This is a genomic window from Glaciibacter kafniensis (assembly GCF_039538945.1).
GTDB lineage: Bacteria > Actinomycetota > Actinomycetes > Actinomycetales > Microbacteriaceae > Cryobacterium > Cryobacterium kafniensis.
Genome location: NZ_BAABCN010000002.1, coordinates 1,491,814 through 1,517,120 on the forward strand (window position 1 = coordinate 1,491,814; position 25,307 = coordinate 1,517,120).

28 protein-coding genes are annotated in these 25,307 nt (G+C 64.1%); 13 read left to right on the plus strand and 15 right to left on the minus strand.

Annotated elements, in window-relative coordinates; genetic code table 11:
- Positions 1-3 precede the first annotated feature (3 nt).
- Positions 4-276, plus strand: coding sequence for a DUF2277 domain-containing protein (locus ABD791_RS07460; protein ID WP_345064073.1), 273 nt, complete (start codon positions 4-6; stop codon positions 274-276).
- A gap of 1 nt (position 277) precedes the next feature.
- On the opposite strand, the gene ABD791_RS07465 is transcribed toward ABD791_RS07460, so the two are convergent.
- From ABD791_RS07465 to ABD791_RS07475, 3 genes are all read right to left on the minus strand, one after another.
- Positions 278-520 (minus strand): helix-turn-helix domain-containing protein, encoded by a 243-nt coding sequence (locus tag ABD791_RS07465; protein ID WP_345064076.1) that lies wholly within the window; start codon positions 518-520, stop codon positions 278-280.
- A gap of 243 nt (positions 521-763) precedes the next feature.
- The gene (locus ABD791_RS07470) at positions 764-1,126 is read right to left on the minus strand and encodes a zinc ribbon domain-containing protein YjdM (protein ID WP_345064079.1); all 363 of its coding nucleotides are present in this window, start codon (positions 1,124-1,126) and stop codon (positions 764-766) included.
- Positions 1,119-1,670 (minus strand): GNAT family N-acetyltransferase, encoded by a 552-nt coding sequence (locus ABD791_RS07475; RefSeq protein ID WP_345064081.1) that lies wholly within the window; start codon positions 1,668-1,670, stop codon positions 1,119-1,121. The genes ABD791_RS07470 and ABD791_RS07475 overlap by 8 nt, the downstream gene beginning before the upstream one ends.
- 271 nt (positions 1,671-1,941) lie before the next feature.
- Between ABD791_RS07475 and ABD791_RS07480 the strand changes: the two genes are divergently transcribed.
- The 3 genes from ABD791_RS07480 (at position 1,942) to ABD791_RS07490 (ending at position 5,700) form a co-directional block, all read left to right on the plus strand.
- The gene (locus tag ABD791_RS07480; protein ID WP_345064084.1) at positions 1,942-2,352 is read left to right on the plus strand and encodes a GNAT family acetyltransferase; all 411 of its coding nucleotides are present in this window, start codon (positions 1,942-1,944) and stop codon (positions 2,350-2,352) included.
- A gap of 304 nt (positions 2,353-2,656) precedes the next feature.
- Positions 2,657-4,303 carry an HNH endonuclease signature motif containing protein gene (locus tag ABD791_RS07485; protein ID WP_345064087.1) on the plus strand — a complete coding sequence of 549 codons (1,647 nt, stop codon included), beginning with the start codon at positions 2,657-2,659 and terminating at the stop codon, positions 4,301-4,303.
- Between the two features lie 527 nt (positions 4,304-4,830).
- A complete protein-coding gene (locus tag ABD791_RS07490) occupies positions 4,831-5,700 on the plus strand; it encodes an alpha/beta hydrolase (protein WP_345064090.1) in 870 nt (289 codons plus the stop codon).
- Between the two features lie 85 nt (positions 5,701-5,785).
- Here ABD791_RS07490 and ABD791_RS07495 read toward each other — a convergent pair whose 3' ends face one another.
- Complete coding sequence (locus tag ABD791_RS07495; RefSeq protein WP_345064093.1) at positions 5,786-6,346, minus strand: dihydrofolate reductase family protein; 561 nt, start codon at positions 6,344-6,346, stop codon at positions 5,786-5,788.
- A gap of 162 nt (positions 6,347-6,508) precedes the next feature.
- Between ABD791_RS07495 and ABD791_RS07500 the strand changes: the two genes are divergently transcribed.
- Positions 6,509-6,847: a metalloregulator ArsR/SmtB family transcription factor gene (locus ABD791_RS07500; RefSeq protein WP_345064095.1), complete on the plus strand. Its 339-nt coding sequence runs from the start codon at positions 6,509-6,511 to the stop codon at positions 6,845-6,847.
- A 62-nt stretch (positions 6,848-6,909) separates the two neighbouring features.
- On the plus strand, positions 6,910-7,878 hold the full coding sequence (locus tag ABD791_RS07505; protein WP_345064098.1) for a proline dehydrogenase family protein: 969 nt from the start codon (positions 6,910-6,912) through the stop codon (positions 7,876-7,878).
- A gap of 128 nt (positions 7,879-8,006) precedes the next feature.
- Here ABD791_RS07505 and ABD791_RS07510 read toward each other — a convergent pair whose 3' ends face one another.
- The 3 genes from ABD791_RS07510 to ABD791_RS07520 all read right to left on the minus strand — a co-directional run bounded on the left by ABD791_RS07510 (position 8,007) and on the right by ABD791_RS07520 (position 10,184).
- Positions 8,007-8,579, minus strand: coding sequence for a hypothetical protein (locus ABD791_RS07510; protein WP_345064100.1), 573 nt, complete (start codon positions 8,577-8,579; stop codon positions 8,007-8,009).
- Positions 8,580-8,645: 66 nt separating this feature from the next.
- The gene (locus ABD791_RS07515) at positions 8,646-9,440 is read right to left on the minus strand and encodes a Gmad2 immunoglobulin-like domain-containing protein (protein ID WP_345064105.1); all 795 of its coding nucleotides are present in this window, start codon (positions 9,438-9,440) and stop codon (positions 8,646-8,648) included.
- 36 nt (positions 9,441-9,476) lie between these two features.
- Positions 9,477-10,184, minus strand: coding sequence for an esterase/lipase family protein (locus ABD791_RS07520; RefSeq protein WP_345064108.1), 708 nt, complete (start codon positions 10,182-10,184; stop codon positions 9,477-9,479).
- Positions 10,185-10,388: 204 nt separating this feature from the next.
- Between ABD791_RS07520 and ABD791_RS07525 the strand changes: the two genes are divergently transcribed.
- Positions 10,389-10,868, plus strand: a complete 480-nt coding sequence (locus tag ABD791_RS07525) for a methyltransferase family protein (protein WP_345064111.1) — start codon at positions 10,389-10,391, stop codon at positions 10,866-10,868.
- Positions 10,869-10,940: 72 nt separating this feature from the next.
- On the opposite strand, the gene ABD791_RS07530 is transcribed toward ABD791_RS07525, so the two are convergent.
- From ABD791_RS07530 to ABD791_RS07540, 3 genes are all read right to left on the minus strand, one after another.
- A complete protein-coding gene (locus ABD791_RS07530) occupies positions 10,941-12,383 on the minus strand; it encodes a hypothetical protein (RefSeq protein ID WP_345064113.1) in 1,443 nt (480 codons plus the stop codon).
- 81 nt (positions 12,384-12,464) lie between these two features.
- Positions 12,465-13,067: an RNA polymerase sigma factor gene (locus ABD791_RS07535; RefSeq protein WP_345064116.1), complete on the minus strand. Its 603-nt coding sequence runs from the start codon at positions 13,065-13,067 to the stop codon at positions 12,465-12,467.
- A 90-nt stretch (positions 13,068-13,157) separates the two neighbouring features.
- A complete protein-coding gene (locus ABD791_RS07540) occupies positions 13,158-13,778 on the minus strand; it encodes a hypothetical protein (RefSeq protein ID WP_345064119.1) in 621 nt (206 codons plus the stop codon).
- Between the two features lie 91 nt (positions 13,779-13,869).
- On the opposite strand from ABD791_RS07540, the gene ABD791_RS07545 reads away from it, so the two are divergent.
- The 4 genes from ABD791_RS07545 to ABD791_RS07560 all read left to right on the plus strand — a co-directional run bounded on the left by ABD791_RS07545 (position 13,870) and on the right by ABD791_RS07560 (position 18,953).
- Positions 13,870-15,981: an FAD-dependent oxidoreductase gene (locus ABD791_RS07545; protein ID WP_345064122.1), complete on the plus strand. Its 2,112-nt coding sequence runs from the start codon at positions 13,870-13,872 to the stop codon at positions 15,979-15,981.
- Positions 15,982-16,148: 167 nt separating this feature from the next.
- Positions 16,149-17,189, plus strand: coding sequence for an LLM class flavin-dependent oxidoreductase (locus ABD791_RS07550; protein WP_345064125.1), 1,041 nt, complete (start codon positions 16,149-16,151; stop codon positions 17,187-17,189).
- A gap of 429 nt (positions 17,190-17,618) precedes the next feature.
- A complete protein-coding gene (locus ABD791_RS07555) occupies positions 17,619-18,446 on the plus strand; it encodes a polysaccharide deacetylase family protein (protein WP_345064128.1) in 828 nt (275 codons plus the stop codon).
- 111 nt (positions 18,447-18,557) lie between these two features.
- Positions 18,558-18,953, plus strand: coding sequence for a PNPOx family protein (locus tag ABD791_RS07560; RefSeq protein WP_345064131.1), 396 nt, complete (start codon positions 18,558-18,560; stop codon positions 18,951-18,953).
- Positions 18,954-19,093: 140 nt separating this feature from the next.
- Here ABD791_RS07560 and ABD791_RS07565 read toward each other — a convergent pair whose 3' ends face one another.
- The 5 genes from ABD791_RS07565 to ychF all read right to left on the minus strand — a co-directional run bounded on the left by ABD791_RS07565 (position 19,094) and on the right by ychF (position 22,682).
- On the minus strand, positions 19,094-20,011 hold the full coding sequence (locus ABD791_RS07565) for an alpha/beta hydrolase (RefSeq protein WP_345064134.1): 918 nt from the start codon (positions 20,009-20,011) through the stop codon (positions 19,094-19,096).
- A 25-nt stretch (positions 20,012-20,036) separates the two neighbouring features.
- The gene (locus ABD791_RS07570) at positions 20,037-20,414 is read right to left on the minus strand and encodes a type II toxin-antitoxin system VapC family toxin (protein WP_345064137.1); all 378 of its coding nucleotides are present in this window, start codon (positions 20,412-20,414) and stop codon (positions 20,037-20,039) included.
- Positions 20,411-20,608, minus strand: coding sequence for a type II toxin-antitoxin system VapB family antitoxin (locus ABD791_RS07575; RefSeq protein ID WP_345064139.1), 198 nt, complete (start codon positions 20,606-20,608; stop codon positions 20,411-20,413). The genes ABD791_RS07570 and ABD791_RS07575 overlap by 4 nt, the downstream gene beginning before the upstream one ends.
- A gap of 215 nt (positions 20,609-20,823) precedes the next feature.
- Positions 20,824-21,519 carry a hypothetical protein gene (locus tag ABD791_RS07580; protein ID WP_345064141.1) on the minus strand — a complete coding sequence of 232 codons (696 nt, stop codon included), beginning with the start codon at positions 21,517-21,519 and terminating at the stop codon, positions 20,824-20,826.
- 89 nt (positions 21,520-21,608) lie between these two features.
- Positions 21,609-22,682, minus strand: a complete 1,074-nt coding sequence (ychF, locus tag ABD791_RS07585) for a redox-regulated ATPase YchF (RefSeq protein WP_345064143.1) — start codon at positions 22,680-22,682, stop codon at positions 21,609-21,611.
- A gap of 132 nt (positions 22,683-22,814) precedes the next feature.
- Here ychF and ABD791_RS07590 point away from each other — a divergent pair, with 132 nt between their 5' ends.
- Both ABD791_RS07590 and ABD791_RS07595 read left to right on the plus strand, forming a co-directional pair.
- Complete coding sequence (locus ABD791_RS07590) at positions 22,815-23,432, plus strand: exonuclease domain-containing protein (protein WP_345064146.1); 618 nt, start codon at positions 22,815-22,817, stop codon at positions 23,430-23,432.
- Positions 23,433-23,741: 309 nt separating this feature from the next.
- Positions 23,742-25,115, plus strand: coding sequence for a DNA recombination protein RmuC (locus ABD791_RS07595; RefSeq protein WP_345064151.1), 1,374 nt, complete (start codon positions 23,742-23,744; stop codon positions 25,113-25,115).
- The last annotated feature ends 192 nt before the right edge of the window (positions 25,116-25,307 follow it).

Sequence of the window (25,307 nt, forward strand, 5' to 3'; positions counted from 1 at the left end):
TGCATGTGCCGGAGCATCCATACCCTTCACAATTTTGAGCCTGCTGCCACCGATGATGAGGTTCACGCGGCTGCGCTGCAGTTCGTGCGCAAGATCAGCGGGTCGACGAAGCCCTCGAAGGCTAATGCGGAGGTCTTCGAGCGGGCTGTCGAGGAGATCGCGCATCTCACTCGACACCTGCTCGAAGACCTGGTGAGCGCGGCACCGCCCAAGAACCGCGAGGTGGAGGCGGCGAAAGCGAGAGCGCGCTCGGCCGAGCGATTCGCCGGCGTCTGAGCTATAGAGAAGGAGAAGCCGCAGGGCAGGAGAAGCCGCAGGGCAGGAGCCGGAGGCCTCCATCCCCTACTTCGAACGTGTGCGGCCAGGTCTGAAAGCGGCGGCGGCGATACTCGCTGGGGCTGACGCCGAACTGTCGTTTGAATGCGGTGCTCAGGGCGAATGGGCTGCCGTAGCCGACGTCGGTGGCGATTTGCGCGGTCGTCACCAGAAGATCAGCCAGCGATTCACTCGCCAGCATCATTCGCCACTTCGTCTCAGGTAAGCCATCGGTGGCTCACCGATGACGCGGCGAAAACGCCCCGCCAGAGTGGCGCGCGAGACATCGAGGAGCCGGTCGACGGCGGCGCTCTGTGCCGGAGCCGCAGTCGTGATCTCGGCGTTGAGTATGTCGAGGAGTGCCGGCTCGATGTGGCCGGCCGGCACCGTGGCGACGCGCGGCAGATGGTGCTCGCGGCGTCGCTCGCGCGCAGTTCTGGCTGACCAGTTAGACCTTCTTCACCACGCTCGACTTCAGCTGCATCTGCACGCCTTCGATCCGGCAGTCGATGTCGTGGTCGCCGACGCCATCGGTCAAGCGGATGCCGCGCACCCGCGTGCCGACCTTGATGACGTTTGAGCTGCCCTTGATCTTCAAGTCTTTGAGCACCGAGACGGTGTCACCGTCGGCGAGAATGTTGCCGACGGCATCGCGGATGACGCGCTCCCCAGTCGTGTCATCGGCGTCGGCGTCAGAGTCGTCCGGCGTTGCGGCCCATTCGTGAGCACACATCGGGCAAACCAGCAGCGCACCCATCTCGTAGGTCAGGTCGCTTGAGCATTCGGGGCAGGGCGGGAGCGTCTCATTCACGTGTCAACCGTAGTCGAGCGGGTGGAGTGGCGTCTGCGTCTGCGGCGGCCCGCGGCACACCCTCGGTCAAATCGAGAATGAAAGTCTGACTGGGCAGTCCGCTGAGTGGATGCGCGAACGCGGCGCCCGCTGCGCGCCAGCCTGTCGAGAGGTAGAGCTGCGTTGCCGCCACATTGCTGGTCAATACGTGAAGCACCGCCGTGGCGTGACCGGCCTTCCGGGCATCCGCCAACAGTTCGGTGAGGAGTGCGGCGCCGTGACCGCGGCCTTGCAGAGCGGGGTCGATCGCGAGCAGGGAGACGTAGACGGCGGCGGGCGGGTCACTCGGGGAACCGGTTGCGGGGGCCGTGATCAGCCCGAAACCACACACACTCCCCTGCTCGTCTCTGAGCACACGCCATGACACGGGGTCGTGCGCGAGCTTGCCGCGTGCACGCTCGGCCGTTCCGACAACGGGAGGGGCGGCCTCGCGGGCGGTGAGGGCGAGAATCCACAGCGCGACACACGCATCGAGGTCGTCGGCATGGCCGGTGTCGATCGTCACTGGTGCAGAAATCTACTTCTTCTTTCGCGTTGAAGTCTTTCGAGTTGCGCGCCTGCTCAGAACACGCCGGCGAGCAGCGCGAGGGCGATGGCGATTCCAATTGAGATGTCGATGGCGTCGCCGTGCAATCGGCGTCTCGCCGGGGGCTGTTGTTCTCACAGGCTAGCCGTCGCATCCGCTTGGCCCCGTCAGGTCGCATCCGTTCGGCCCCGCCATCGTGATGTCTCTCGCCCCGCGGCGTCGGCTGCCACCGGTAGACAAAGATGGAGAGATGCAGATCTCCGGCCTGATTCCTGCCCACTGTGACGACGCGGCTGCCCTGTGGCACCGCGCCGGCTTGACCCGCCCGTGGAATTCGCCGGAAGGTGACTTTCGACGGGCGCTCGACGGAGAGACGTCGACGATTCTCGGCGGCTTCGACGACGGATGCCTGATCGGCACCGTCATGGTCGGCCACGATGGGCACCGGGGCTGGGTCTATTACCTCGCCGTCGATGAAGCACGACGCGGCCAGGGCCTGGGCGTGCAGCTGATGGCGGCGGCCGAAGACTGGTTGCGAGAACAGGGAGCCGTCAAAGTGCAGCTGATGGTGCGCTCAACCAACGAGGCAGTCGTCGGTTTCTACGATCGGCTCGGCTATGAGGATGCCGACGTCACGGTGCGGGCGAAGTGGTTGGTCTGAGCGGCGTGCGCTCCTCGGAGGCCTCGCCGCCTCGGTAGTCGAGGCTCTTTCGCTGGTTGAGGAGCGAGCGCCAGCGAGTGTCTCGAAACCCCGCGAGCCGACCTCTCAATCTGGCCATCTCGCGCCTCGTTTGAGCCCGACCGGTCTCGGTGGTCGAGCGTGTCGAGACCCGGCGAGCCGACCCCTCAGCGCGCCCAACGTCGCCCGTCAGGCCGCAGTTATCCACAGAACACACGTTAGAAAAGTTATCCACCGATCCTGAGAAATGCTCGCATTCCAGTTCCCATTTTGAGAGAATTGGGTTATGGAATCAGAGCCTGTTTCCCCCATCATCGCCCCGACCACCGACACTCCGGTGGCCGCGGTCATGCTGCAGGTGCAGGCTCTCACGGCCGGGCTTTCGACCGCTGAAACCCTCGAGGTGACGACGCAGATGGCGGCCCGGTTCTCCACCGCTGACTCCCTTGAGCTCGCCGACACCGTGATGTCCGGAGCGATGACCGAGCTCAACCCCCACCTCCGCTCCGACGACGACCTGTTGGCTCTGCTCGGGTCGATGGAGGCCGTGGGCCGTTTAGCGGATGCGGGCCGGGTCGCCCTGGCGGCCGATGTCGAGGTGCGCTCGGACACCCGTATTCAGACGGTGTCCCTGGCGCGCACGCGCGGCAGCGTCACCGGCACCGACTTGATCACGACGCTCACCCGGGTCTCGGCCCGGGAGGTGAAGCGTCGGGTCAAGCTCGGTGAGAAGACCCGGGTCCGTCAGATGGGCGGCAGCATGCTGCCACCGCGCTACCCCGTCGTCGCCGCCGCCCTGACCGCCGGAACCCTCGGGGTCGATGCGGCCGAAGCGATCGTCACCGGGCTTTCCGACCTGCCCAGCTACCTCGACCCCACGGATGTCGAGGCCGCCGAGCGGGGCCTGGTCTCCTCCGCGACCGGTGCCATCACCGCGGAGAACGAGGGCCTGCCGAATGCGGGGTTCGCGTTTTCCGCTGACCTGATCCGCGGGCAGATGCAACAGTGGAAGGCGCTCCTGGACCCGGACGGCACCGCGCCGACTGAGGGCACCGTGCTGGCCGCCCGCAGCAGCTTCGGCTTCGGCCAGTTCCGCGACGGGCTCTATCCGCTGCGCGGTGGGGTCACGCCGGAGCTCCGCGGAATCATGAACGGCATCTTCGACACCTTCCTCAGTGCTCACTCAACCCTCAGTGCTCACTCAACCGCAGCTCATGCGCAGCCGGTCCCGGCGGAGCCGGGCCGGTTCCCGACCACGGAGGAACAAGCCCACCACGAGGCCGAGGAGCGGGCCCGCATCGATGCCGGCGAGGTGATCCCCGGCGCCGACCAGCTCGACGACCTCGATACCCGCACCGGCGGGGAGAAACGTGCCGACATCCTCCGCGGCGTCTTCGACGCGGCCGCCCGCGACGCCGGCACCCCCACCCTGGGCGGCGCCGCCCCCGTCGTCGTGGTGCACGTGAACGCGACCGACCTCCTCGACTCCACCGGCGTCGGCTGGGTCGACGGGGTCGACGCCCCGGTCTCGATCAGCACCGTGCAGCATCTCGTCTGTGCGGGCGGGATGCAACGGATCGTCTTCGCCGAAAACGGCGAAGTGCTCCACTCCGATTTGAAGCAGCGCTTCTTCACCCGGGCGCAACGCCGGGCGATTATCGCCCGCGACGGCGGTTGCGTCGTCTTCGGCTGCACGTCACCGCCGGGCTGGGCCGAGATGCACCACGTGGTGCCCTGGTATCGCGGCGGTAAAACCACCATCAACAACGGCGTCGCCCTCTGCTGGTATCACCACTCCACCATCGACACCTCCGGTTGGCTGATCCGCATCCTCGACGGCGCCGTGCAGGTCAAAGCCCCACCCTGGATGGCCCCCAGCGGCGACTGGATACCCGCCCGCAAGCACCGCGCCCACACCACGCTCGGCCGCTGACCAATCTCGTTGGTCGAGGAGCGCGCGAGCCTGCGAGCACGCGTCTCGAGACCCCGCGAGCCGAACCCCGAACACAACCCGAGTTCAAGGATCGGCTCGCCGGGTCTCGAGACGCGGCCGACTCCGTCGGGCGCTCCTCGACCAACGGTGGGTGCGATCCCGAAATCGGGCCGCCCAGTCTCGAGCTTCCGGGCCGCTACGCGGCATAGTGGTGAACGAATCTGACCATTCCGTTGGTCGAGGAGCGAGCGCCAGCGAGTGTCTCGAGACCTCGCGAGCCGATGTTCGAACTCAAGCCGAGTTCAAGGATCGGCTCGCGAGATCTCGAGACGCGGCCTCCTGCGTCGGCTGCTCCTCGATCAACGAAGCGGTCATATGCCTAATAGACGCGGCCTCCTTCGTCGGCTGCTCCTCGACCAACGAAGTGGTCGATATACCTCATAGACGCGGCCGACTCCGTCGGGCGCTCCTCGACCAACGAGGCGTGCGATCCCGAAATTCCCGCCATGTTCCTCGACAATTGCTTCATGGACGTATCAATTCAGGATGATCAGGTCGACGGGCCCCACGGTTACATCCCGGTGCGCCGATATGAGCCCGTGCGTACGAACGGCTTGACCACGGCGCCGACGGTCGTTTGGCTGCACGGCGGGGGGTTCTTTAAAGGCGGACTCAACCAGCCGGAATCCGACAGCGTGGCACTGGCGCTGGCAGCGAGAGGCTATCCCGTCGTCACCGTCGACTATCGCTTGGCACCTCTCCCTGTCGTGGGGCGCCTGAGTGTGCGGCAGCGAAAGCTGTCGAATCGCTACCCGGTTCCTGTCGACGACGTCCTCGCTGTGGTGCAGCACGTCAGCGACCGCTGTGGGGGTGCAATCGTATTGGGAGGCGCCAGTGCCGGTGCGTGCCTCGCCGCCGGAACTGCACTGAGGTACCAGCACGACGGCGGTCGTTTAGCCGGTGTCCTCCTCGCCTATGGCTTCTTCCATTTCACGCATCCCCGATCTGATAAGAAACATCCCCGACCCCGAGGGCACCGCCGCATCACGCACTCTCGCTGGGGACTCAATGCGATGAACCGCAACTATGTGGGCCGAATATCGGGCCCGACTGACCACTACGCCTTCCCGGGTGGTGGTGCATTGCAGGGCTTTCCGCAGGCTCTCCTCATCAACGCTGAGCGCGACAGCATGCGCGTCTCAGCGGAACGCTTCGCCACCGAGCTCTCGGCTGCCGGCTCACAGGTCGAGCGACATCTCGTTACCGGATCGAGGCACGCATTTTTGAACCATCCGAATGGAGAACACTTCTCGGCTGGAGTCGAGCTGATGGCCGCGTGGCTTGAAACCCTTCAGCTCAAGCCGCTGAACGAGCCAGATCGCACAAGCGTCCGATAGCGGCAGGCAGATTCCGGTCTACGAGTCGGACGGAGTAACCCAGATCGGCACGTTCAACGCCGGCTGAGCCCGCCCAACAGGATTGCTACGCCGTGACGCGATAATTCAGATAGACCACACCGCTGGCGAAACGGCGCTCAGACACGAGGTCAAGCGGCTGACGATTCTCGTCAGGAAACGCCCGCGTGCCGCCACCGATCAGAATCGGCACGACAAACAGCTGGTACTCGTCGACCAGACCTGCGGTGATCGCATGAGCGGCGAGCGTCGGGCCGCCAATGCCTATGTCGCGTTCGGAGGTCTGCTTCAGCTCTCGAATCATGGCCGGGTCAAACCTGCGCTCGATGCGCGTGCGAACGCTGGATGCCGAATCCAAAGTCGTTGAGAACACAATCTTGTCGGTGGCCTGCCAGATCCGAGTGAAGTCCTGCACGGCCGGGGGAACCTCGGGCAGCGTGTGAGCTGTCTCCCAAAAGAGCATCACCTCATACATCCGCCGCCCGTACAGGTACGTTCCAACCGGGCGCTCGAGGTCGTTGACGAAGGCATGAACCTCTTCACTCGGCGCCGCCCAATCGAATTTGCCGGTCTGATCCGCGATGTAGCCATCCAACGACAAGATCACCGAGTAGATGAGCTTGGCCATAGTGAACCTCCGTTGGTGGGCGGGCGACGAAGCGGTGTCACGACGAAGCGGTGACACGACGAACCTAAGTCCGCCTCGCTCAGCTGACAACCCGGTCAGCGAGATCGGTGTGCACGGCCGTCTCCCTTTGCCGCAATTTAGCACTGGTGCTAGATTGCGAATATGCCCGAGTCGACCGCCGATATCTTCACCGCCCTGGCGCACCCCACCCGCCGTCAAATTCTGCAAGATCTGAAGGATGGCGAGAAGGCGGCCGGCGATATTGCCGCGCGTTTCACGAGCTCCGGCCCCACCATCTCCCGACACCTCTCGGTGTTGAAAGTCGCCGGTTTGGTCACCGAACGACGCGATGCGAACCGCATCCTCTATTCGCTGGTCGGCGATCGACTCGCGCTTTCGGTCGGCGAGTTTCTCTCGTCGGTCTGCCCCGAGCAGATGCTGCTGCGAAGCATCCGTCCACATCCTGAGTCCACGGAGCCAACGAAGCCCCATTCGGTCTGAGAGCCTCACGCTCCAATAACCCGCAACGTCGACGCCAGCAACCTCGACAATACAATCGGGTCATGACTGTTTCTGAGACTGACTTTCATCGCGCCGCCGACACTCTCCGCAGTTGGGCGCTCGACGAAGACCTCAAGCAGCGAGTGATGTCCTCGCCAGTGCTGGCCGCACAGGCCGAACGTGTAGCCCGCCGCTACACGGCCGGCGAAACGGTGGCGGATGCGATCACCGCGGCAACCGCAGCAATGGCACGTGGTCATCTGCCGAGCATCGAATACGCCGGCGAGAGCATCAGAGATGCCGATCTTGCACGGTCAGAAACCGCAGTCTTTCTCGACCTCGCACGTGCGATTCACGCAGCGAGTCTGCCGAGCACCATCTCGTTTGATCTGTCACATGTTGGGGCCGTCATCGACCGCGATCTCACCCTGCACAACGTGCGCCAGCTTGCGGAGGCCACCGCACCACTCGGCACCGCCCTCATGATTTCTGCCGAAGGCTCCGACCGCACCGACCTTGTGCTCGACCTCTACGACGAACTCCCCGCAGAGTTTCCGCACATCGGAATCACCCTCCAGGCTCGCTTGCACCGCACTCCCGACGACCTCACTCGCGTACTTCAGCACCCCGGAACCGTGCGCCTGGTGAAAGGTGCCTTCCTCGAATCTGAAGACACCGCGTATCCCCGCGAGAGCGAGGAGCTGACCACTGCGTACCTCGATCTCGCTCGCCGACTCATCACATCCGGCAAGAAGGTCGCCATCGCCAGTCATGACGAGGCTCTGATCACCGCGATCATCGCCGAACATGGCGATCAGCTGCGTGCCGCAACCGTCGAATTTGAGATGTTGCTCGGCCTCGGCACCGAGCTGCTCGACCGACTCCACGCCGACGGCTATGCCACGCGTGAATACGTCGTGTTCGGCTGCGAATGGTGGCTCTACGTGCTGAACCGTATCGCCGAACATCCTGAGCGCATCATCACTGCGCTGGCAGATCTGAACCCGGAGCGTTCCCGAAAGCTAAGGTGAGCGCAGAAACGTTATGACCATCGCGCTCGGCATCGGCCTCGCCCTCAACGGAATCGCCGCCACCCTGCGCCGGTGGCGCGACGCGGTGAACCACAACTGGTGACAACTGCGACTAGTTCGGCGAGCGGTCAGGCGCCCCCGGGCGGATCGATGAGCAGACTCACCCGCTCGGCGAGATAGCTGTCAAAGTCGATGGCCAGCTCATCGGCCACCGACGTGTTCCAGCGCACCAGTGCACGCCCGCCACTCAGAAAGAGTGGGCCGGTCGACTCACGCAGACTCGCGGCATCCGTTGCGATCTCTGGCGCATCAAAGTTCACCGTCTCCCCCTTCGCAAACCGTCCTTTCAGAGCGGCCGCCCGATAGGCGCGACGTTCCTCGGCCGAGTGGGATTGGTAGCCGGCCCGCCCCGGTTCGACAGCCCGGGTGGTGGTTCCCGTCGCATACAGCGTTCCGTTGCGACCGAGCAGAAAAACGCCGAGTCGCCAGACGCGACCGGCCGGCGCCAACGCCGCATCCTTCGTGAAGAACAACACTTTGTGCGGCGCGATGTACCTGCCCTGCGCTTCGTCGCGAGCGCCGGCGGCGGTGAGGGTTTCAACGGCGCGATTCAGACGGTCACGGATGTGCGCGGCCAGCTGGTCGTCGTTGCTCGCGTCAGCGCTCCGGTCGGCGTTGTCGACAGTGGTCTCATCGTTCACGCCTTCCAGCCTAGGGTTCTACGCCCGCGCTCAGAGTGACGGTATGGGTGGACCCACGACTCCGGGCTATGACCTCACCTGGATCTGCACCGGAAACTCGTTCTGAATGCTGCCATCCACGGCACTGGTGGTGAACGCGACGACGTCATAGCTCCCGGCCGCGAGACCCGCCGGAACGGAGAGCAGAACGGCAAAATTGGACTCCACACAGCACTCATCAGCCACGACCTGCTGGGCGAGCAACGCCGTGCCCGACGCGTCGCGCAACTCGATCGTGAGTGCTGCTTCAAACACCTCGGCCCGCCCCGTGACCGCCAGCAGTTGGCCGGCATCGACGATGTCGCCGCACACCGGGGTGGTCAGAAATATCGCGGGCCGTTCTGCCGAGACCGTGATGGTCTGCGCCACGAGGTCGGTCGGCGAGCCATCCTTCGCGCTGTGAGCGTAGGCACGCAGCGTCACCGACCCTGCCGATTCTGGCGGAGGAAACGCGATCGTGCCCTGCCACGTTCCGGGTGTTCCTGAGCCCGACGTGGCCAGGAGATCGAGCGCGCACAGGATGCCACCGCCGGCAACCGATGCCTCAACCGTGAGCGCCGCTTCGAAGGTGTTTGCGCTGCCGGCGACAAGGAACGGAACCGAAACGGTCGTCCCCTCGACAGGGCGCTCGAACGAGATGAGCGGGTCCGCTTCCGCAGTCGGCGCGGAGCTCGGCTTGGAGGTGGGCGGTCGCATCTCCGTGGACGTGGATGTTGATGTTGATGGGGAGACCGGGCCCGCGCTCTGCCCCGCCGAGCACCCGATCAGAATGCCCACCACGCTGAACAGTGCCGCTCCAGCGAGAAGTCGTCGCGCGATCATGACGGAGTTCACCTCCCAATTGCAGACCCGATTTTATCACCGGTGTGCGAAAGCAGTGACTTCGCGCTCGACGGTTTCGATCAGGAGATCGCTCTGCAGAATCCGAAAGTGTCCGGAGAGGGGAAGCTCAATGTTGTGTGCGCCGTCGAGCCCGCTACCGCCGGGGATGTGTGGGTCAAACTCGCCGTAGATCGAGACAATCCGCTCATTGATCTGCTGCTGTTCGAGCAGTGCCCGCACGATGCTGTCACGCGGCGAGAACGCCCGCAACGTGCGCGACGGCAGAAACTGCGCGTAGTGGGACCCCGAAAACGGCGTCGCAATCGCCACCAGACCCCGAATATCGAATTGCTGCGATTCTTCGTCGGAATGGTCGAGCATGAGGTGTTTACCGATCAGTCCACCCTTGCTGTGAGCAACGAGCACAAACTCGGTTGTGCCGTGGTTGCGGTGAAGCCGGTTCAGAACCGAAGCGACGATCTCGGCGGAACGCGGGATCGACATCCGGTTGAAGCTCAGTTCCGGCACCGTGAAGACGCGAAACCCGCCGGCGTTGAGTCGTCGTGCGACCGGCTCGAGAAAGAGCCACGTCTCGTAGACGCCGGGCAGCAGCACGATCGCGGGCAACGCGGGATCGCCGTCGGCGAAGCACTCGGGGCTGCGGCGGTGGGTGAGCGAACGCGCCTGCTGCACGCCGGCATAGACGTAGTCGAGACCCCAGGCGGAGAGCTGGCGCACTGACATGGCTTCATCATGGCGCATGCTGCATCTCGCCGTCGCCCCTCTGCCAGCAGATGCCGTCGATCTTGCACAACTGTCACCAGAAACCGCACCGATCGTGCGGCATCCGCCAATGATTGCGGTTTCTGAAAGCGCTACCGACCCGCGGCATCCGGTGACACATGCGTTTTCTGAGACCGACCAGCGCACCCGGCGTACGCTCACAGCATGAAACGTGCGCTCGCGTTCGGACTCGTCACTCTGCAGATCGTGCTGCTCGCAGCGCTATTCCTGCTACCCCACGGCTTGCTCTGGCCACGCGGCGCACTCCTCGTGCTCACGTCGGTCGTGCTGGACGCCGCCGGCCTGATGCTCATGCTGGCCGGAACTCTGGCTCTCGGCCCGGCGTTCACCGCGAGTCCGATCCCGCGCGAGCACGTACCGCTGGCCACCCGTGGCGTCTACAACTACATTCGCAATCCGATCTACACGGGGTTTCTCGCGCTCGGCCTCGGCCTCACCCTCTACGGCGCATCCATCTGGCACATTCTGCTGTGGCTCATGCTCGTGGCGCTGCTCTCGTGGAAGGCCCGCTGGGAAGAACGGATGCTGGCAGCCGCGCACCCGGACTACCGCTACTACGCGGCGCGTGTCGGGCGCTTCGTGCCGGGTCTCGGCCGGTTGCGGCCGCCGCCCGATCGGGAATGAGCTCGGCGGGTCTCCCCGCAGTATTCCTTCGCCACGGTCGAGCTGGCGCTCGTGCTGCTCGTGCTGCTCGTGCTACTCGGTTCCGAAATCCAGCTTCGAATCGTCGACGGCGATGACCGACCAGGTTCCGCCCTCGGCATCAGTGAACTCGTAGGCAGGCACGACCAGCACGCCTCCGTCTGGCTGCCACTGGCTTGCCAGGCCGAGCCGGGCACTGACGATGTCGACCATGTTCACCGGCCACGAGAGCGAAGTGCCCGCTGCAGGGGTCGTCGGCGGCTCGGTCGGCGGAACCCAATCAGTGGATGCTGCAGGTCCGCCATCGGTTTGCGCTCGCATAGCGAGCGGCATGGCCGTCATCTGGGCGCCGAACCGGGGATCCGACAGGCGCTTGAAGCCGTCCTGCTCGCTGACGATGGGGTAGTCGCCGAGGGGCACAATGCTCGCGAGAGCACCGTTGGCGCTCACCACACCGGCGTCGGTGAGTTCCACGGACCACGACTGGTCGAGGCGCTTTCCATCGACGACGGGCCAGGCCTGAGCCGTGCGGGTGAACGCGCCATCCCAGGTTTCAGAAGTGAACTCGAATGCTCCGGGATCGCCCCCTGCCGATGTGATGAGCGAGCGCAGGGCATCGATCGCAGCATCTTCGCTCGGAAGGGTGGCGGGCGGCTCACACGCGACGGTGCCGTCGCCGCACTGCCATGGGTTGATCCGGTTGTCTGCGAAGTAGAAGCTCAGCGTTCCGTCAAGACTCACCGAAAGTGACGGCGCGGTTCCGTCCTGCGGCCCCACCATCCAGGAGCCATCCTTCAGCTCGGCCGTTCCCTCGACACCGAGCGCCGCGGCGAGCGCGGTGATCGTTTCGGCATTCGAAGCCGTGTGCGCGTCGAACGTGTACGTCGACGCGGTGCCTGCGTCTGTCGAGAGTCCCGACGCGCTGAAATTGTTGCGACCAAACCAGCTGGGAGAGATTGAGTCCGACGACATCTTCGATCGCGAACCCGACGCATTGTCAAAGCCGTTCTGAACCATTCCTGGCTGCACCGCGCCGCTTTGCACAGCACCGTCCTGAGATGAGCTTTCATTGGTTCCCGCACCGGATTGCAGCGAGATCGGCAGAGCCGCACCGTCAGCCGTGATACTCGGTCTGCCCGTCGCGGCGCCGATGCCGAATCCGGCACCGCCGACCAGCGCGAGCGAAGCGGCGACAGCAACGTACGGAAGCCAGCGGGGGCGACGACGCACTCGCTCGGAGTTCAGATCGGCCACCGGGGCTGACTGGACCGCCGGTTCTGCCGTCTCTGCCACGGGTTCTGCCAATGTTCGGGCGACGACGTTTTCGGCGAATCCGGCACTGGGTTCGAGATCGGCTGCGGGGTCCGCGTCACGCAGTCGCGCGACAAGGTCGTGTTCGTTCAGCTCGTGTTCGCTCAGCTCGCGTTCGTGCTGTTCGCGTTCGTGCTGTCCGCTTTCGTTATCGTCGTTCGTGTTGGAGTTCATGTCGTCGTTCATGTCGGTCACCCTCCGTGAGTGCGGTTCACCTACTGATATGTGGGCTGCGGCCCAAATCTTGCATCCGCGCAGCAAAGCGCTTTAGAACGAGAGGCGTTGCTGCCATGCCTCGCGCAGACGCTTGCGGGCGCGCGAGAGTGCGGCATCCGCTCCGGAACGTGAAATGCCGAGCACCTCGGCAAGTTCCTCACCATCGAGACCCTCCCACGCGTGCAGGAGCAGAATCTGACGGTCGCGTTCCCCCACGCTCGTCAGGGCACCACGCAGTTCGGCGTCAAACAGCGCGGCCAGCTCAGGGTCCTCGCTGACGCGCACTCTGCCCGTCTCCGGCACCTCGTCGACGGGAATGTCGACATGCTTGCGGCGATGATTGGCGAGCGTGAACCCGGCGGTGCGATAGAGCCACGGCAGAACCGCCTCAAGCGGTACGTCGCCGCGGCGACGCCAGGCGACCGCGAAAACCTCGGCGGCGAGATCCTCTGCGTCCTGCAGCGGGCCGCGGCGAGCGAAGTAACGCACAAGCGCGGTCGAGTGCTCGTTGACGACGGCGGTGAACCACGCCGTGGCCGCTGGCGTCACAGGCGAGGCGATGCCCTCGGGCAACGCCTCCCCCTCGGTCGCAGTGGCGTCGGTCGCATTGTCGTCGGTAGCATGGTCGGCTGGCGCGGCGCTGTCAGTCTTCACAACTTGAATGTGTCACATCGAACGCAAACCTTGCACGGCATCACGAAAACTTCGCAGATCGAGAAAACAAGACAGATCAGTGGGGTCGTGCTAGTCGATCGAATCAAGACCTTGCTCGTCGCGCAGCTGCTCCGTCTCAACGTCGAGCACATCGAGAGGCTTCTCGGCCTCGCGGCGAACGCGATACCGGCCGGAGAGCAACGACAGTCGATCGAGCGGGCTCTCCAGGCCGACCCGGTCAAGCGCGCGGAGCGCGATTGCGAACCAGCGCTCGGCGAGCGTGAGCTCTCCGACAAGTTCGAAGCTTTCGGCGATCGACTCGTAAATCCCGAGCTCTTCGGCGCCTCCCTTGCGCACCTCATCGGCGAGCGCCAGGGCGGCATCGAGTTCGTCACTCTCCAAGTGCAGACTGATTAGCGTGGGATGCGCCTCGAAAGGCCGCGCCGACGGGTGCTCCCGCGCAGCTCGCGCCAGCCGAAACGCCTCGGTCGTGTCATTCGCCATCTGCAAGTGCTCAGCGGCTACGACGAGCAGATATGCGGGCGTGACGCCGTCGTCGAGTGTGTAGCTGTCTGCATCCGTCGCCCACTCCTCAAAGATCGCGGCCTTCTCGAGGTGCTCGGCTACTCCCCCGGTCGCGCTGCCCGTTGCCTCGTCAAAGTCGCGAAGCTCAAGTTCGTCAATGTCGTCTTCGGTGATCTGCGTGGTCATGATTCGAGGCTAGTGCCGCTGGCTGTCGGGCGCAGGGGCCAGACTCTAGCGAAAGGCAATAATAGTGTCGTGAAGACACTATTATTGAACCATGAGCACCAAGACATTTCCGCATCTGATGGCCCCCGGACGAATCGGCCGCATGCAGACATCGAACCGCATCGTCCTCCCGGCCATGGACATGAATGTCTCCGAGCATGGCGAGATCGAACAGACTGAGATCGACCACTACGTGGCGCGCGCTGCGGGCGGGGCAGGCCTGATCATCACGGGCGCGTGCGCCATCGCGTTCCCCTACGGCGCGGCATCCATGAAGGAGCCGGGGCTGTCGGAAGACAAATTCATCCCCGGGCTGAAGGCATTGGCCGATGCCATCCACGCGGCGGGCAGCAAGCTGTGCGTTCAGTCCACTCATCACGGCAAGGTGGCCCGCGTCGACACCGCAAACGACCGCGCGGTACTGGCGCCCAACAAGCCGGACTACAGCTACAACATGTCGGCCCTGGCCGACAGCACCCCTGACGAACTGCGCAGGATGGGCGCGGCCACCGCCGGCAAGCAGACCTCGTACCACGAGATGACCTCCGAGGACATCACCTGGCTGATCGACACCTGGGCGGATGCCGCGGAACGCGTCGCCAAGGCCGACGCCGACGCGATCGAGATCCACGTAGCCCACGGCTACATCCTCGGCGTGTTCCTCAACCAGCGGGACAACAAGCGCACGGACGAATATGGCGGCACCTTGGTCAACCGGGCACGCCTGGCGTGCGAGGTCATCAGCGCAGTGAAGCAGCGGGTGGGCGACCGCCTCGCCATCCTCGTGCGAGTATCCGGTGAGGAGTATGGGCAGGAGGGTGGACTCACGCTCGCGGAGTCGATCGAGGCCTCCGCACTGTTCGAACAAGCGGGCGCCGACGCAATCCACGTCACGGGCTGGGGACGCAACCCCTTCGACAATTTCACCGATGGCCCGCTGCCCAGCAAGGTGGGCGCCTACATTGCGAACGCCGCCGAGATCAAAAAGCATGTCAGCATCCCGATCATCGCAGTGGGTCGCATGCTTCCGGAGGTCTCAGAGAAGGCCCTCGCGGCCGGCCAGATCGACTTCGCCGCCATGGGGCGCCAGCTGCTCGCCGACCCTGAACTGCCAAACAAGCTCCGCGACGGCAAGTTCGACCAGGTGCGCCCCTGCATCAACTGCTACCTGTGCGTCGCCGAGAACTTCTTCGACGACACCCCGTTCTGCGCGGTGAACCCCGCGCTCGGCAACGAGGCGGTGCTGCCACTCAAGCCTGCCTCCGCATCCAAGCACGTGGTGGTCGTGGGCGCAGGCCCGGCCGGCCTCGAGAGCGCCCGCGTGCTCACCGAGCGTGGCCATCGCGTCACCGTGATCGACAAGTCCGACCGCTTGGGCGGCACGATGTGGTTCTCCACCATGACCACCCCCGACAACGAGCGCCTGTTGCGCTGGTTCAAGGCAGAGATCAAGCGTCTGCGCATCGCCGTCAAGCTCAACACGCCGGCGACCGTCGAGACGATTCGAGCCTTGCGCCCCGACCACGTCATCGTGGCCACCGGCGCCATCCGCCCCAAGCCCGATTTTCCGGGCGGCGACTTGCCGAATGTGCAGACCGGCGACACACTGCGCGCCATGATGCTGGGCACCGCAACTGCTGACGAGGCTGGCCTGGTGCTGAGCACCCTGGGCAAGGTCGGGCGACTTTCCGGCGTCACGAAGAGCCCCGAATTCGTTCGTCAGTTCACGAAGTTCTGGCTGCCGATGGGTAAGGACGTCGTCGTGATCGGCGGGTCGCTGGTCGGTCTGGAGCTCGCGGAATTCCTTGCCGAGCGCGGGCGCCAGGTCACGCTTTTGAATGAAAAGCAGCAGTTGGGTCTGCCGCTGGCGATGCCGCGGCGCTGGACCGCGGTCAAGGACTCTCTGGCTCACGGCGTGAAGATCCACCGCAACGTCTCGATCACGCGCATCACGCCGAAGAGCGTCGAATGGACCGAGGGCGAGCAGAGCTTCTCCGCCCCCGCGTCGATGGTCGTCTACGCCGACGGCACGACCGCCGCCGCGCCGCTGGCCGATGAGCTGCGCGCCGCGGACTTCAGCGTTGACGTCATCGGGGATGCCGGCGAGGTCAACTACATCCACGGCGCCATCCACTCGTCGTGGAAGGTGACCACCGCGCTCTGAGCCGGCCAGTCGCCCATGGTCGATCCAGATCGAAGTATCAACCAGAAGCTCGTCATCGATGTTGACCATGGTCCTCATGAGAACCTCCTTGTGGCATCAAGATTTGGTATTCATTGAGTACCCTGGGGGCGAAGAATTCAGCCGTACTCAGACCAATGAAGGAAGCCATGCCCGACTCTTCACGTCCTCTACGCAAGCTCGGATTCCTCACCATTGGCACGTTCGATCCGGCCGACCCAGCCGTGGGTCACGAATCAACGTTGCAGGTCATCGAACTGGGCGAACGGCTTGGATTCGACAGCGCCTGGCTGCGCCACCGCCATCTGCAGTTCGGGATCTCCTCCCCCATTGCGATCATGGCCGCGGCCAGCCAGCGCACATCCCGGATCGAGCTCGGAACCGCGGTAACCCCGATGGGTTGGGAAAACCCGTTGCGGCTGGCCGAAGACCTGGCCACCGTTGATCTGCTCGCCGGCGGCCGAATCAATCCGGGACTGAGCGTAGGTGAACCAATGCACTACGACACCGTGCAGCACGAGCTGTACCCCGATTCCGCCGAGCTGGAGGATTTCAGCTACGAACGCGTAGCACGACTCGCCCGGTTGATTGCGGGGGAACCGGTAAGGGAATTTTCCGGAAAGCAGGGTGTCGTCGAGGAGTTTTCCAACCGCGTCGAGCCGCACTCGTCCGGGCTGCGCGAACGCCTCTGGTATGGAGCGGCAAGCACCAAATCGGCCATCTGGGCCGGGGCAAACGGATTCAATCTGCTCTCCAGTAGCGTGATCTTCCCCGACGTCAATCAGGAGCCGTCGTTTGCCGAGATCCAACGATCGCAGATCCGTGCCTACCGTGAAGCCGCCGCGACATCCGCTCAGGCGCACGGACCCGCCCGTGTCTCACAAGGCCTCGTGGTGATTCCGACAGATTCAGCCTCAGCGAAACAGCAGGAAAAGTACCAACGGTACGTCGATGAACGCACTGCACGTACCAGATCGCCACAGGGGCCGAAACGGATGCTGTTCGCCCCGGATCTCATCGGCACGAGCAAACAGATCGCTGAACAGCTCTACGCCCATGCCGGGTTTCAGGAGGTCGATGAAGTGGCGTTCGCGCTGCCCTTCAGCTTCGACCACGAGGACTATGTGCAGATCCTCACCGACATCGCCACCACATTGGGGCCAGCGCTGGGATGGGCACCGGCCGACTAAGCGTTGCGGCAGCAGCTCCCCGAAGACTCCGACAACCCTCCGCTCAACCACCCTGTTGAACTGTTTTGAATCCGTTTGGCCCCCTTGACTGGCTCGTTTCGACGAGGTGAACTGATGGCTTCCACGTCAATGGAGGCAGCCATGCCCACACTTGATCACATTGTTTTTCCGGCCGCGCTCACTTCAGCGCCGACGCCGTTACGCGCGTCAACGAATCCCTTCAGAACACTCGCCGGCCGCCGGAGCCGAAGTCTCTGACACACCGCTGCAGCGTGTCGCCGGCGTCTGCTCCCGACACATGTTCCGATGATCGAATGCGAGTCGCAACTCGGTGGGCCACACCAGCAGCTTGGATTCGATGCCTCTGCCACACCACGGTGCCCGATCGGTCATCGTGAGCCGCGACAACGTGTAAAGAGTGACACTCGCATGATTAAGACACGCAGACGCAGTATTTTGCTGCAGTCGACAATAGCCTTGACCGGGGTTCTGCTTGCCCTTTCTGCCGGCACCTTTGCGGCCCAAGCCGCAACTCCAGTTGTGAGATCGGCGGTCCCCGGCCCGAGAACAGTCGTCAGCCTGACATTCGACGACGGCAACGCCGACCAGGTCGTCGCTGAGCAAGTATTGAAAGCCAATGGACTGCATGGCACATTTTTCATCACCACGAGCTGGATCGGCCAGCCGACCTGGCTGACCCAAGCCGATCTGCACACCTTCGCCGCCGACGGCAACGAAATCGGCGGTCACACCGTCACCCACCCCGACCTGACCACGCTCACGAGTGCGCAGGCAACCGCCGAAATCTGCGACGGCAAGACGACCCTGGCCTCCTGGGGTTTCAATGCCACCGACTTCGCATATCCCTTCGCCGCTGAGAACGCCAGTGTGGAGTCCATCGTGAAGGGCTGCGGTTTCCAGAGTGCACGCGGTTTGGGTGACGTGCGCTCCCCCGCCAGCTGTGCGACCTGTGAGTTTGCGGAAACGATCCCGCCGGCCAATCCGATGGATACGGCTGCTCCAGACGAGGTTGACAGCACCTGGACACTTCAGAACCTCCAGGACGTGGTGACGAATGCGGAAGCCAACGGAGGCGGCTGGGTCCAACTGACCTTCCACCACATCGCCGTCGGAACCGATCCCACCTTGACCATTAGTCCCCCCCTGTTCAACCAGTTCATCACGTGGCTTGCGGCACGGGGCGCCACGAACAACACCGTGGTTGAGACGGTCAGTCAAGTCATCGGAGGCCAGTAACGCCTGCCGCTGATGGAACCCGACCAGGGACTCTGCCTCGCGGGGCCACGCACATGACCGTGAGGTCGGGAGCTCTGGTCGGGAGCTTGGACCTTGTGACATGCTGACCTCATGGGTCTCGGATCGAAGGTGCGCCGTGCCTGGCTGTTCACGATCAAGCACAGCCTGAACCGACTGACCGGCCGCATGGCCCGCCGCGGCAGCGAGCGCTTCTCTATCGTGCGTACTGTGGGCCGCACGAGTGGCAAGACCTTTGAGACACCGATCATCGTGCAGCCGGTCGAGGGTGGATTCGTTTGCGAACTCACGTACGGTCCCGAGGTCAACTGGTACCGGAACTTGGTCGCGGCCAACGGCGGCGAGATCGTGCGCGGCGGCGTGACCACGAAGATCGTGGGGCTCGAACCGATGACGACCGCCGCGGGTATCGCCGCGTTCACCCCGTTCCAGCGGCGGGTGCTCAGAATGCTCAATCGCACCCATTTCGTGAAGCTGATTGCCGCCTGAGCACCGACATACCGGCCACATTCCAGGTACCAGCACTTGATCGCAGATCAACGGATGAAATCGGTAGTCGACAAGATCGCCGCGCTGGACGAGCCGGACACGACGAATGCTGAGCGGATACACGCGCCGCGCGAGTCGAGCTAGACCGTCTCTCCGATCTGTCCTCGGAGCCATTCGTCGATCGTCTCTAGTGCGGCTGTTGCCATCGACGTTGCGTGACCCGTGAACGCATGGGGTGATGCGGGATACACGCGCAGGTCAACGTCGACACCGGCTGTGAGGAGCCTCGCTGTCATGGCGAGATTGTCTTCAAAGAGAACGTCGTCTGTGCCGATCACCATCAGGATCGGCGGGAGGTTCGTCAGCTCGGCGAAGATGGGAGACATGTCCGGGTCCGTGCGATCCGGCGCGTCACCGGCATATGCGCCGAGGAAGTATTCGTCGGCGATGAGACGTCCGGCCGGCGTCTGCGCAGAGAGGTCATACGTGCCGCATTGAACGACCGCGCCTCCGAATGCGTCGATCCCGCGATCGCGCAGTCGTATCAGTGTCGCGGCCACCAGCGTGGAGCCTGCGGAGAATCCACTCATGGCCAGTCGTGTCGTGCCAAACCGCGCTTCGGCGTTCTCCACGAGCCACAGCGCCGCGGTCTCACAATCGTCGGGCGCTGCTGGCCATGGATTCTCAGGGGCGAGTCGATAGTCCACGCTCACCACCGCGATGCCCAGAGCGTCGACGAGTCGCCGATTCCGAACATCGCTTCCCGCGGCGGAGCCCAGGTAGAAGCCGCCCGTGTGAATCTCCAACAGCACACCTGCGGCGGGCCGACCCGATGGTGTGTGTATCCGCACGGGCACGCTGCGGCCACCAGTACTCACCGTCTCCACCGACGGGAATGGCTCGCACTCAGCAGGCACGGGCATCGCTTCACGCACCGCAATGAGTTCACTCACGCTAATCGGCCCGTGGCCAGGGCGTCGGCGTGCATAGAACGCACGAGACTCGTCAACGAGCGCCCAGAGCACCGGATCGATCAGAGAAGTCACCTCAAGTCGCATGAGAGAAACTCTACGAGCCGTGGGCCTAGCTGTCGGACTCGTCGCGGTAGGCGATACCCATTTCTTGGCACGCCGCGATCAGACGCTTGTCGCGCGTCCAAAGTCGGGCCCCGCCAACCAGGGAGACGGCGCCAAGGAGATGACAGTCCACTGCGCTCAGACCGCGCCCCCAGAGACGTCGAGCGCTGACAATCGTCATCATTTCAGCGTGATCAAGCACTGGGAACTGGTGCAGGCTCTCCAACAACTCCACCATTGCCTCGCGGTCCTGGATCGACCCGAGCGCCAACTCTTCAACTACGTACGGATGGCATCCGACCTCGTCGTCAGCGAGCAGCGTGTTGAGTTCAGGCTCGAGTGCATGCAGATGGTCGATCCAGATTGAAGTATCGACCAGGATCACGCGGCATCTTCTCGCCGCCGAGGCGCCGAAGTTGCAGAGCCGTCCGTGCCACCCAGCTTTGCGAGACGCCTGGCGCTCTCAACGCGAATCAACGTCGTAAGTCCGTCGCGCAGCAGCGTCGCTCTCTCTGTGATACCCGTCAGCTCACTAGCCCGAGCCAGGAGCTCGTCATCGATGTTGACCGTAGTCCTCATCAGAACCTCCTTGTGACACACGCACACTAGCACCAAAAGATGCTGATAACCATGCCTACATCGTCAGTCGCCTCACGCAGTATTCATGTGATCGCCGTACCCGGTGTCGACCTTCCATGGCTGTGCTGAAGTCGTCACCGCTCGATGCGGGGGCGGTCGCGCGCCTGGGCGCCGAGGCGGTGAGCGGCTTCATCGACGGGGTCGTCTGATGCGCGCTACGCGCCCCAGTTCATGGCCGGGGCGATGATGCGAGAGACAACGTCGCTGTGCTCAGAATCGACGACGAGCACAGAAAGGGCCGGCACGATCTCGACACCGTACCCCTCGGGAAACTTCGGAAGTTCTGTCCATTCCAGCTGCAAGGGCCCGTCTGCGTAGCTCCGGACGTCGTCCGGGTGCGCCGCGACTACATCTGAAAATGAATCACCGACTGACACGCCATCGCTGGTCGAGAGCGTGAGTCCGCCTACCGTCTCGGCGGTCAGTAAGACATAGAACTCCGAATAGTACGGGGCCTCAGTCGTCCACTCGCCGTCCTGAATGGCAAACCCGCCCCAGTCATATGAAGTGCCTGGCGGAATGTCCGCATGCCCGTCATAGTGGCTGACTGTCGGTTCGGTACCGAAAGCGTCAGTGAGCACGGCAACGACGTCCGCGGTCGGCTCAAAATAGTCGTGCTCGCTCAGTACGGCGCCAGAGCTGCCAACGATCTGGATCGACGACACCGAGAACACGATCGACGCCGCAGCGGCGGGCGCCGGGCTCTCCGTCGCTGTCGGTGGCTGAGTGGTCGGTGAGTTAGTCTGACTGGATTGATCACTGGGCTCGGCGAACGGTGAGCACCCGGCCAGTACGAGCACTGCAATCCCCAGCGCAGCGATGACACATGTCGGACGCGTTGTCTTCCCCATTCGCACAGCCTAGGGGCTCAGGGCGTCGTCCAAGGCCGAAACGGCCCCGTCTGCCGAAGCAGAAGGGGCCGTTTCAGGAGTGCGAGTGGCTAAACGTTGAATCTAAACTCCACCACGTCGCCATCCTGCATGACGTATTCCTTGCCTTCCATGCGGGCCTTGCCCTTGGAGCGAGCCTCGGCAACCGAACCGGTCTCGATCAGGTCGTCGAACGAGATGATCTCGGCCTTGATGAAGCCCTTCTGAAAGTCGGTGTGAATGACACCGGCCGCCTGCGGCGCCGTGGCACCCTTCGGGATCGTCCAGGCGCGGGTCTCTTTCGGACCAGCGGTCAGGTAAGTCTGCAGGCCGAGGGTGTCGAAGCCGATGCGGGCGAGCTGGTCGAGTCCGCTCTCGGACTGGCCCGTCGAGGCGAGCATCTCTGCGGCATCCTCGTCATCGAGCTCGGCGAGCTCTGACTCGAGCTTGGCGTCAAGGAACACGGCGTGGGCCGGAGCTACAAGGTCGGCCAGGGTCTTCAGCTTGTCGGAGCTCTGCAGCACAGCCTCGTCGACGTTGAAAACGTAGATGAAGGGCTTGGCGGTAAGCAGTCCGAGCTCCTTGATGGGCTCGAGGTCGATGGTGGAGGCCGACAGCGGCTTGCCGGCGTCGAGGAATTCCTGCGCCTTCTTCGCCGTGTCGAGCACGATCGGCTCAGCCTTCTTGCCCTTGACCTCTTTCTCAAAGCGCGCGACGGCCTTCTCGAGGGTCTGCAGATCGGCAAGGATCAGCTCGGTGTTGATCGTCTCCATGTCGCTGGCCGGGTTGACGGCACCGTCGACATGCACGACGTCTTCGTCTTCGAATCCGCGGATGACCTGAGCGATCGCATCCGCTTCACGAATGTTCGCCAGAAACTTGTTGCCCAGGCCTTCGCCCTCGCTCGCGCCGCGCACGATGCCGGCGATGTCGACGAACGACACCGGAGCCGGCAGCAGCCGCTCGCTACCGAAGACCTCGGCGAGTGCCGCGAGACGCTTGTCCGGCAGGTTGACCACACCGACGTTCGGCTCGATCGTGGCGAACGGATAGTTCGCTGCGAGCACGTTGTTCTTGGTGAGTGCGTTGAAGAGGGTGGACTTGCCGACATTGGGCAGACCGACGATTGCAATAGTGAGAGCCACGAGGGTCAATCGTACCGGCTCCGACGGCTTTCGGGGCTGCATGTGGGCTGAGCGGATGCCCGCCGGCCGCGCGTTCAGCTCTCTGCAGCACTTTCGGGCGGCATCCTCAGCGGCGCGTGAGAGCATTAACCTGTGCCTTTGAACTTCACTGCCATCGATTTTGAGACCGCCAACTCATCGGGCGCTTCTGCGTGCTCCGTCGGTTTGGTCAAGGTGCGCGATGGCCGGGTGGTGGACAAGGTCGGCTGGTTGATCCAGCCGCCGGCCGGACACGACGCATTCCTGGAATGGAATACGAAGATTCACGGCATCCGCGCTGAGGATGTCATCGGTGCGTCGACCTGGGCCGCTCAGCTGCCCGACCTTGTCGCGTTTGCCGACGGCGACCACCTGGTCGCTCACAATGCCGGCTTCGATCTCGGCGTGATCAAGACGTCGACGACGGTCTCCGGACTGGTCGTTCCCGACTTCCAGTACGTCTGCAGCCTGCAGGTGTCCCGCGCCACCTACCACCTCGACTCCTACCGTCTGCCGGTTGTGGCGATGGCCGCCGGGTTCGAAGATTTCTCGCACCACGATGCCCTGGCCGACGCCGAAGCCTGCGCCGCGATCATGATCCACGCGGCGGCCCGGCACGAAGTAGCCACGCTCGAGCAGCTCGCGCACGTCACGCGCGTCAAGATCGGCGTGATCGGCCCGGTCGCCACCAAGGAGCACGCGTCGACGCACGGCCCGATGGCGCTGAACTAGCGAGCCGCCGCACTTTTCCTCTCGGCGCACTCCCGCAACTCGCACCTCGCACCTCGCACCTCGCACCGTGCAACTCCCAAATCCCACCTCCCACCTCCCACCTCGCACCTCGCACCTCCCACCTCGCACCTCGCACCTCGCACCTCGCACCTCGCACCTCGCACCTCGCACCTCCCATTCGACGGAGATTATTCGTTGCACGTGTTTTGTCGCCGCGGAATTCCGGGGGAACGCTGTCACACCGGCAAAAATCTCCGTCGAATGGGCGCTGCGCCGAGCTCTGTCGGTGGCCGCTGACAGGATTGAGACATGGAACCCATGCTCATGCTCGTGCTCGGACTTCTGCTCGGCGCACTCGTCGGCGCACTGCTGACGTTCGTCGTACTGCAGCGACGCGCCACCGCGCACTCATTCGGTGAAGACCCCGCGATTGTCGAGTCGCGCCACCAGCTCGCGCTGGCCGAAGTGCGCTCCCGCGAGGCCGCGGTGGCGTCGCTGCTACGTGAAGAGTTGGCCTCGGTTCAAGCCACGACCGACGCATTGCGCACTCAGATTCAGGATGCCCAGCGTCAGTACCGCGAATTGGCCGAGCGTCACCGCTCCGACCAAGAAGAACACAGCGAACGCGAGCGACAGGAGAGCCGCGTGCTGCAGGCGCTGGCCCCGGTACGCGAGAGCCTGCACGATATGCAGAAGAAGGTCACCGAGTTGGAGACCCAGCGCAGCCTGCAGCACGGCGAGCTGAGTCAGCAGCTGCGCTCGGCCACCGAGTCGGAGGAGCGCCTGCGCAGCACCGCCGAATCGCTCGCATCGGCCTTGCGCGCCAACAACACGCGTGGGGTCTGGGGCGAAACCCAGCTGCGCAGCGTGGTCGAGGCCGCTGGTCTCATCGAACGGGTCGATTTCGACCTGCAGTCGAGCATCACCTCAGACGCCGGCGCCGGCCGCCCCGACATGGTGGTGCACCTGCCCGGCGGCAAGAACATCGCGGTCGACGCGAAAGTTCCGTTCACGGCGTACCTGGAGGCGAGTCAGATTCCCGCCTCGGCGACCGGCGCCTTGGGCGCTCAGCGCGCCGAGCTCATGAAGGCGCACGTGAAGGCAGTGCGCGACCACATCACCACGCTCGGCAGCAAGGCCTACTGGCAGGGCCTCGACGCCTCGCCCGAGTTGGTCATCGCGTTCATTCCGAGTGAATCGCTGGTCTCGTCGGCGCTGGAAGCCGACCCGTCGATCATGGAGTTCGCCTTCAGCAAGCGGGTCGCGCTGTCGTCACCCGTCACCCTCTGGTCGGTGTTGAAGACCGTTGCGTTCAGCTGGCAGCAAGACGTGCTGACTCAGGATGCCCAGGTGCTGTTCGATCTCAGCAAGGAGCTCTACTCGCGGCTCGGCACCACCGCCACCCACATCGAGAAGCTCGGCCGGTCGATCGAACGCACGGTCAAGGACTACAACGGTTTCGTCGGCTCGATGGAACGCCAGGTGCTCCCCACCGCCCGCAAACTCAACGCCCTCGATGAGTCGAAGGTGTTGGCACCGCTGGTGGGCATCGAAGAAACGCCGCGCGAGCTGGTGGCCTACGAGTTCGTGGCCGAACTGGAGGCTGCGGAATTGGACTCAGCAGAGCGTGCAGCGCGCGGCGACGAGCATCCGGTGGCCGTTCCGCTGGTCGTCGTCGACTGACGCGTCGGGCCCACCCCTCGAGCCCGACCCTGCGCGTGACGCGACCCTCGCGGGCGACGAAACCATCGTCATCCGCTTCGCCGAGCTCTGAGAAAGTGTGGGTGTTGCCCCGGGCAAACACCCGCACAAACTCACAGGTCGCGGGGCGGGGTGGCGGGCAACGGATGTCGGAAGGCGCGCTCCAGCATCCCA

Coding starts and splice junctions, on each gene's coding strand:
- ABD791_RS07460 (WP_345064073.1), top strand. CDS start 4: ATGTGCCGGAGCATCCATACCCTTCACAATTTTGAGCCTGCTGCCACC.
- ABD791_RS07465 (WP_345064076.1), bottom strand. CDS start 520: ATGATGCTGGCGAGTGAATCGCTGGCTGATCTTCTGGTGACGACCGCG.
- ABD791_RS07480 (WP_345064084.1), top strand. CDS start 1,942: ATGCAGATCTCCGGCCTGATTCCTGCCCACTGTGACGACGCGGCTGCC.
- ABD791_RS07485 (WP_345064087.1), top strand. CDS start 2,657: ATGGAATCAGAGCCTGTTTCCCCCATCATCGCCCCGACCACCGACACT.
- ABD791_RS07490 (WP_345064090.1), top strand. CDS start 4,831: ATGGACGTATCAATTCAGGATGATCAGGTCGACGGGCCCCACGGTTAC.
- ABD791_RS07495 (WP_345064093.1), bottom strand. CDS start 6,346: ATGGCCAAGCTCATCTACTCGGTGATCTTGTCGTTGGATGGCTACATC.
- ABD791_RS07500 (WP_345064095.1), top strand. CDS start 6,509: ATGCCCGAGTCGACCGCCGATATCTTCACCGCCCTGGCGCACCCCACC.
- ABD791_RS07505 (WP_345064098.1), top strand. CDS start 6,910: ATGACTGTTTCTGAGACTGACTTTCATCGCGCCGCCGACACTCTCCGC.
- ABD791_RS07515 (WP_345064105.1), bottom strand. CDS start 9,440: ATGATCGCGCGACGACTTCTCGCTGGAGCGGCACTGTTCAGCGTGGTG.
- ABD791_RS07520 (WP_345064108.1), bottom strand. CDS start 10,184: ATGTCAGTGCGCCAGCTCTCCGCCTGGGGTCTCGACTACGTCTATGCC.
- ABD791_RS07525 (WP_345064111.1), top strand. CDS start 10,389: ATGAAACGTGCGCTCGCGTTCGGACTCGTCACTCTGCAGATCGTGCTG.
- ABD791_RS07530 (WP_345064113.1), bottom strand. CDS start 12,383: ATGAACGACGACATGAACTCCAACACGAACGACGATAACGAAAGCGGA.
- ABD791_RS07540 (WP_345064119.1), bottom strand. CDS start 13,778: ATGACCACGCAGATCACCGAAGACGACATTGACGAACTTGAGCTTCGC.
- ABD791_RS07545 (WP_345064122.1), top strand. CDS start 13,870: ATGAGCACCAAGACATTTCCGCATCTGATGGCCCCCGGACGAATCGGC.
- ABD791_RS07550 (WP_345064125.1), top strand. CDS start 16,149: ATGCCCGACTCTTCACGTCCTCTACGCAAGCTCGGATTCCTCACCATT.
- ABD791_RS07555 (WP_345064128.1), top strand. CDS start 17,619: ATGATTAAGACACGCAGACGCAGTATTTTGCTGCAGTCGACAATAGCC.
- ABD791_RS07560 (WP_345064131.1), top strand. CDS start 18,558: ATGGGTCTCGGATCGAAGGTGCGCCGTGCCTGGCTGTTCACGATCAAG.
- ABD791_RS07565 (WP_345064134.1), bottom strand. CDS start 20,011: ATGCGACTTGAGGTGACTTCTCTGATCGATCCGGTGCTCTGGGCGCTC.
- ABD791_RS07575 (WP_345064139.1), bottom strand. CDS start 20,608: ATGAGGACTACGGTCAACATCGATGACGAGCTCCTGGCTCGGGCTAGT.
- ABD791_RS07580 (WP_345064141.1), bottom strand. CDS start 21,519: ATGGGGAAGACAACGCGTCCGACATGTGTCATCGCTGCGCTGGGGATT.
- ABD791_RS07595 (WP_345064151.1), top strand. CDS start 23,742: ATGGAACCCATGCTCATGCTCGTGCTCGGACTTCTGCTCGGCGCACTC.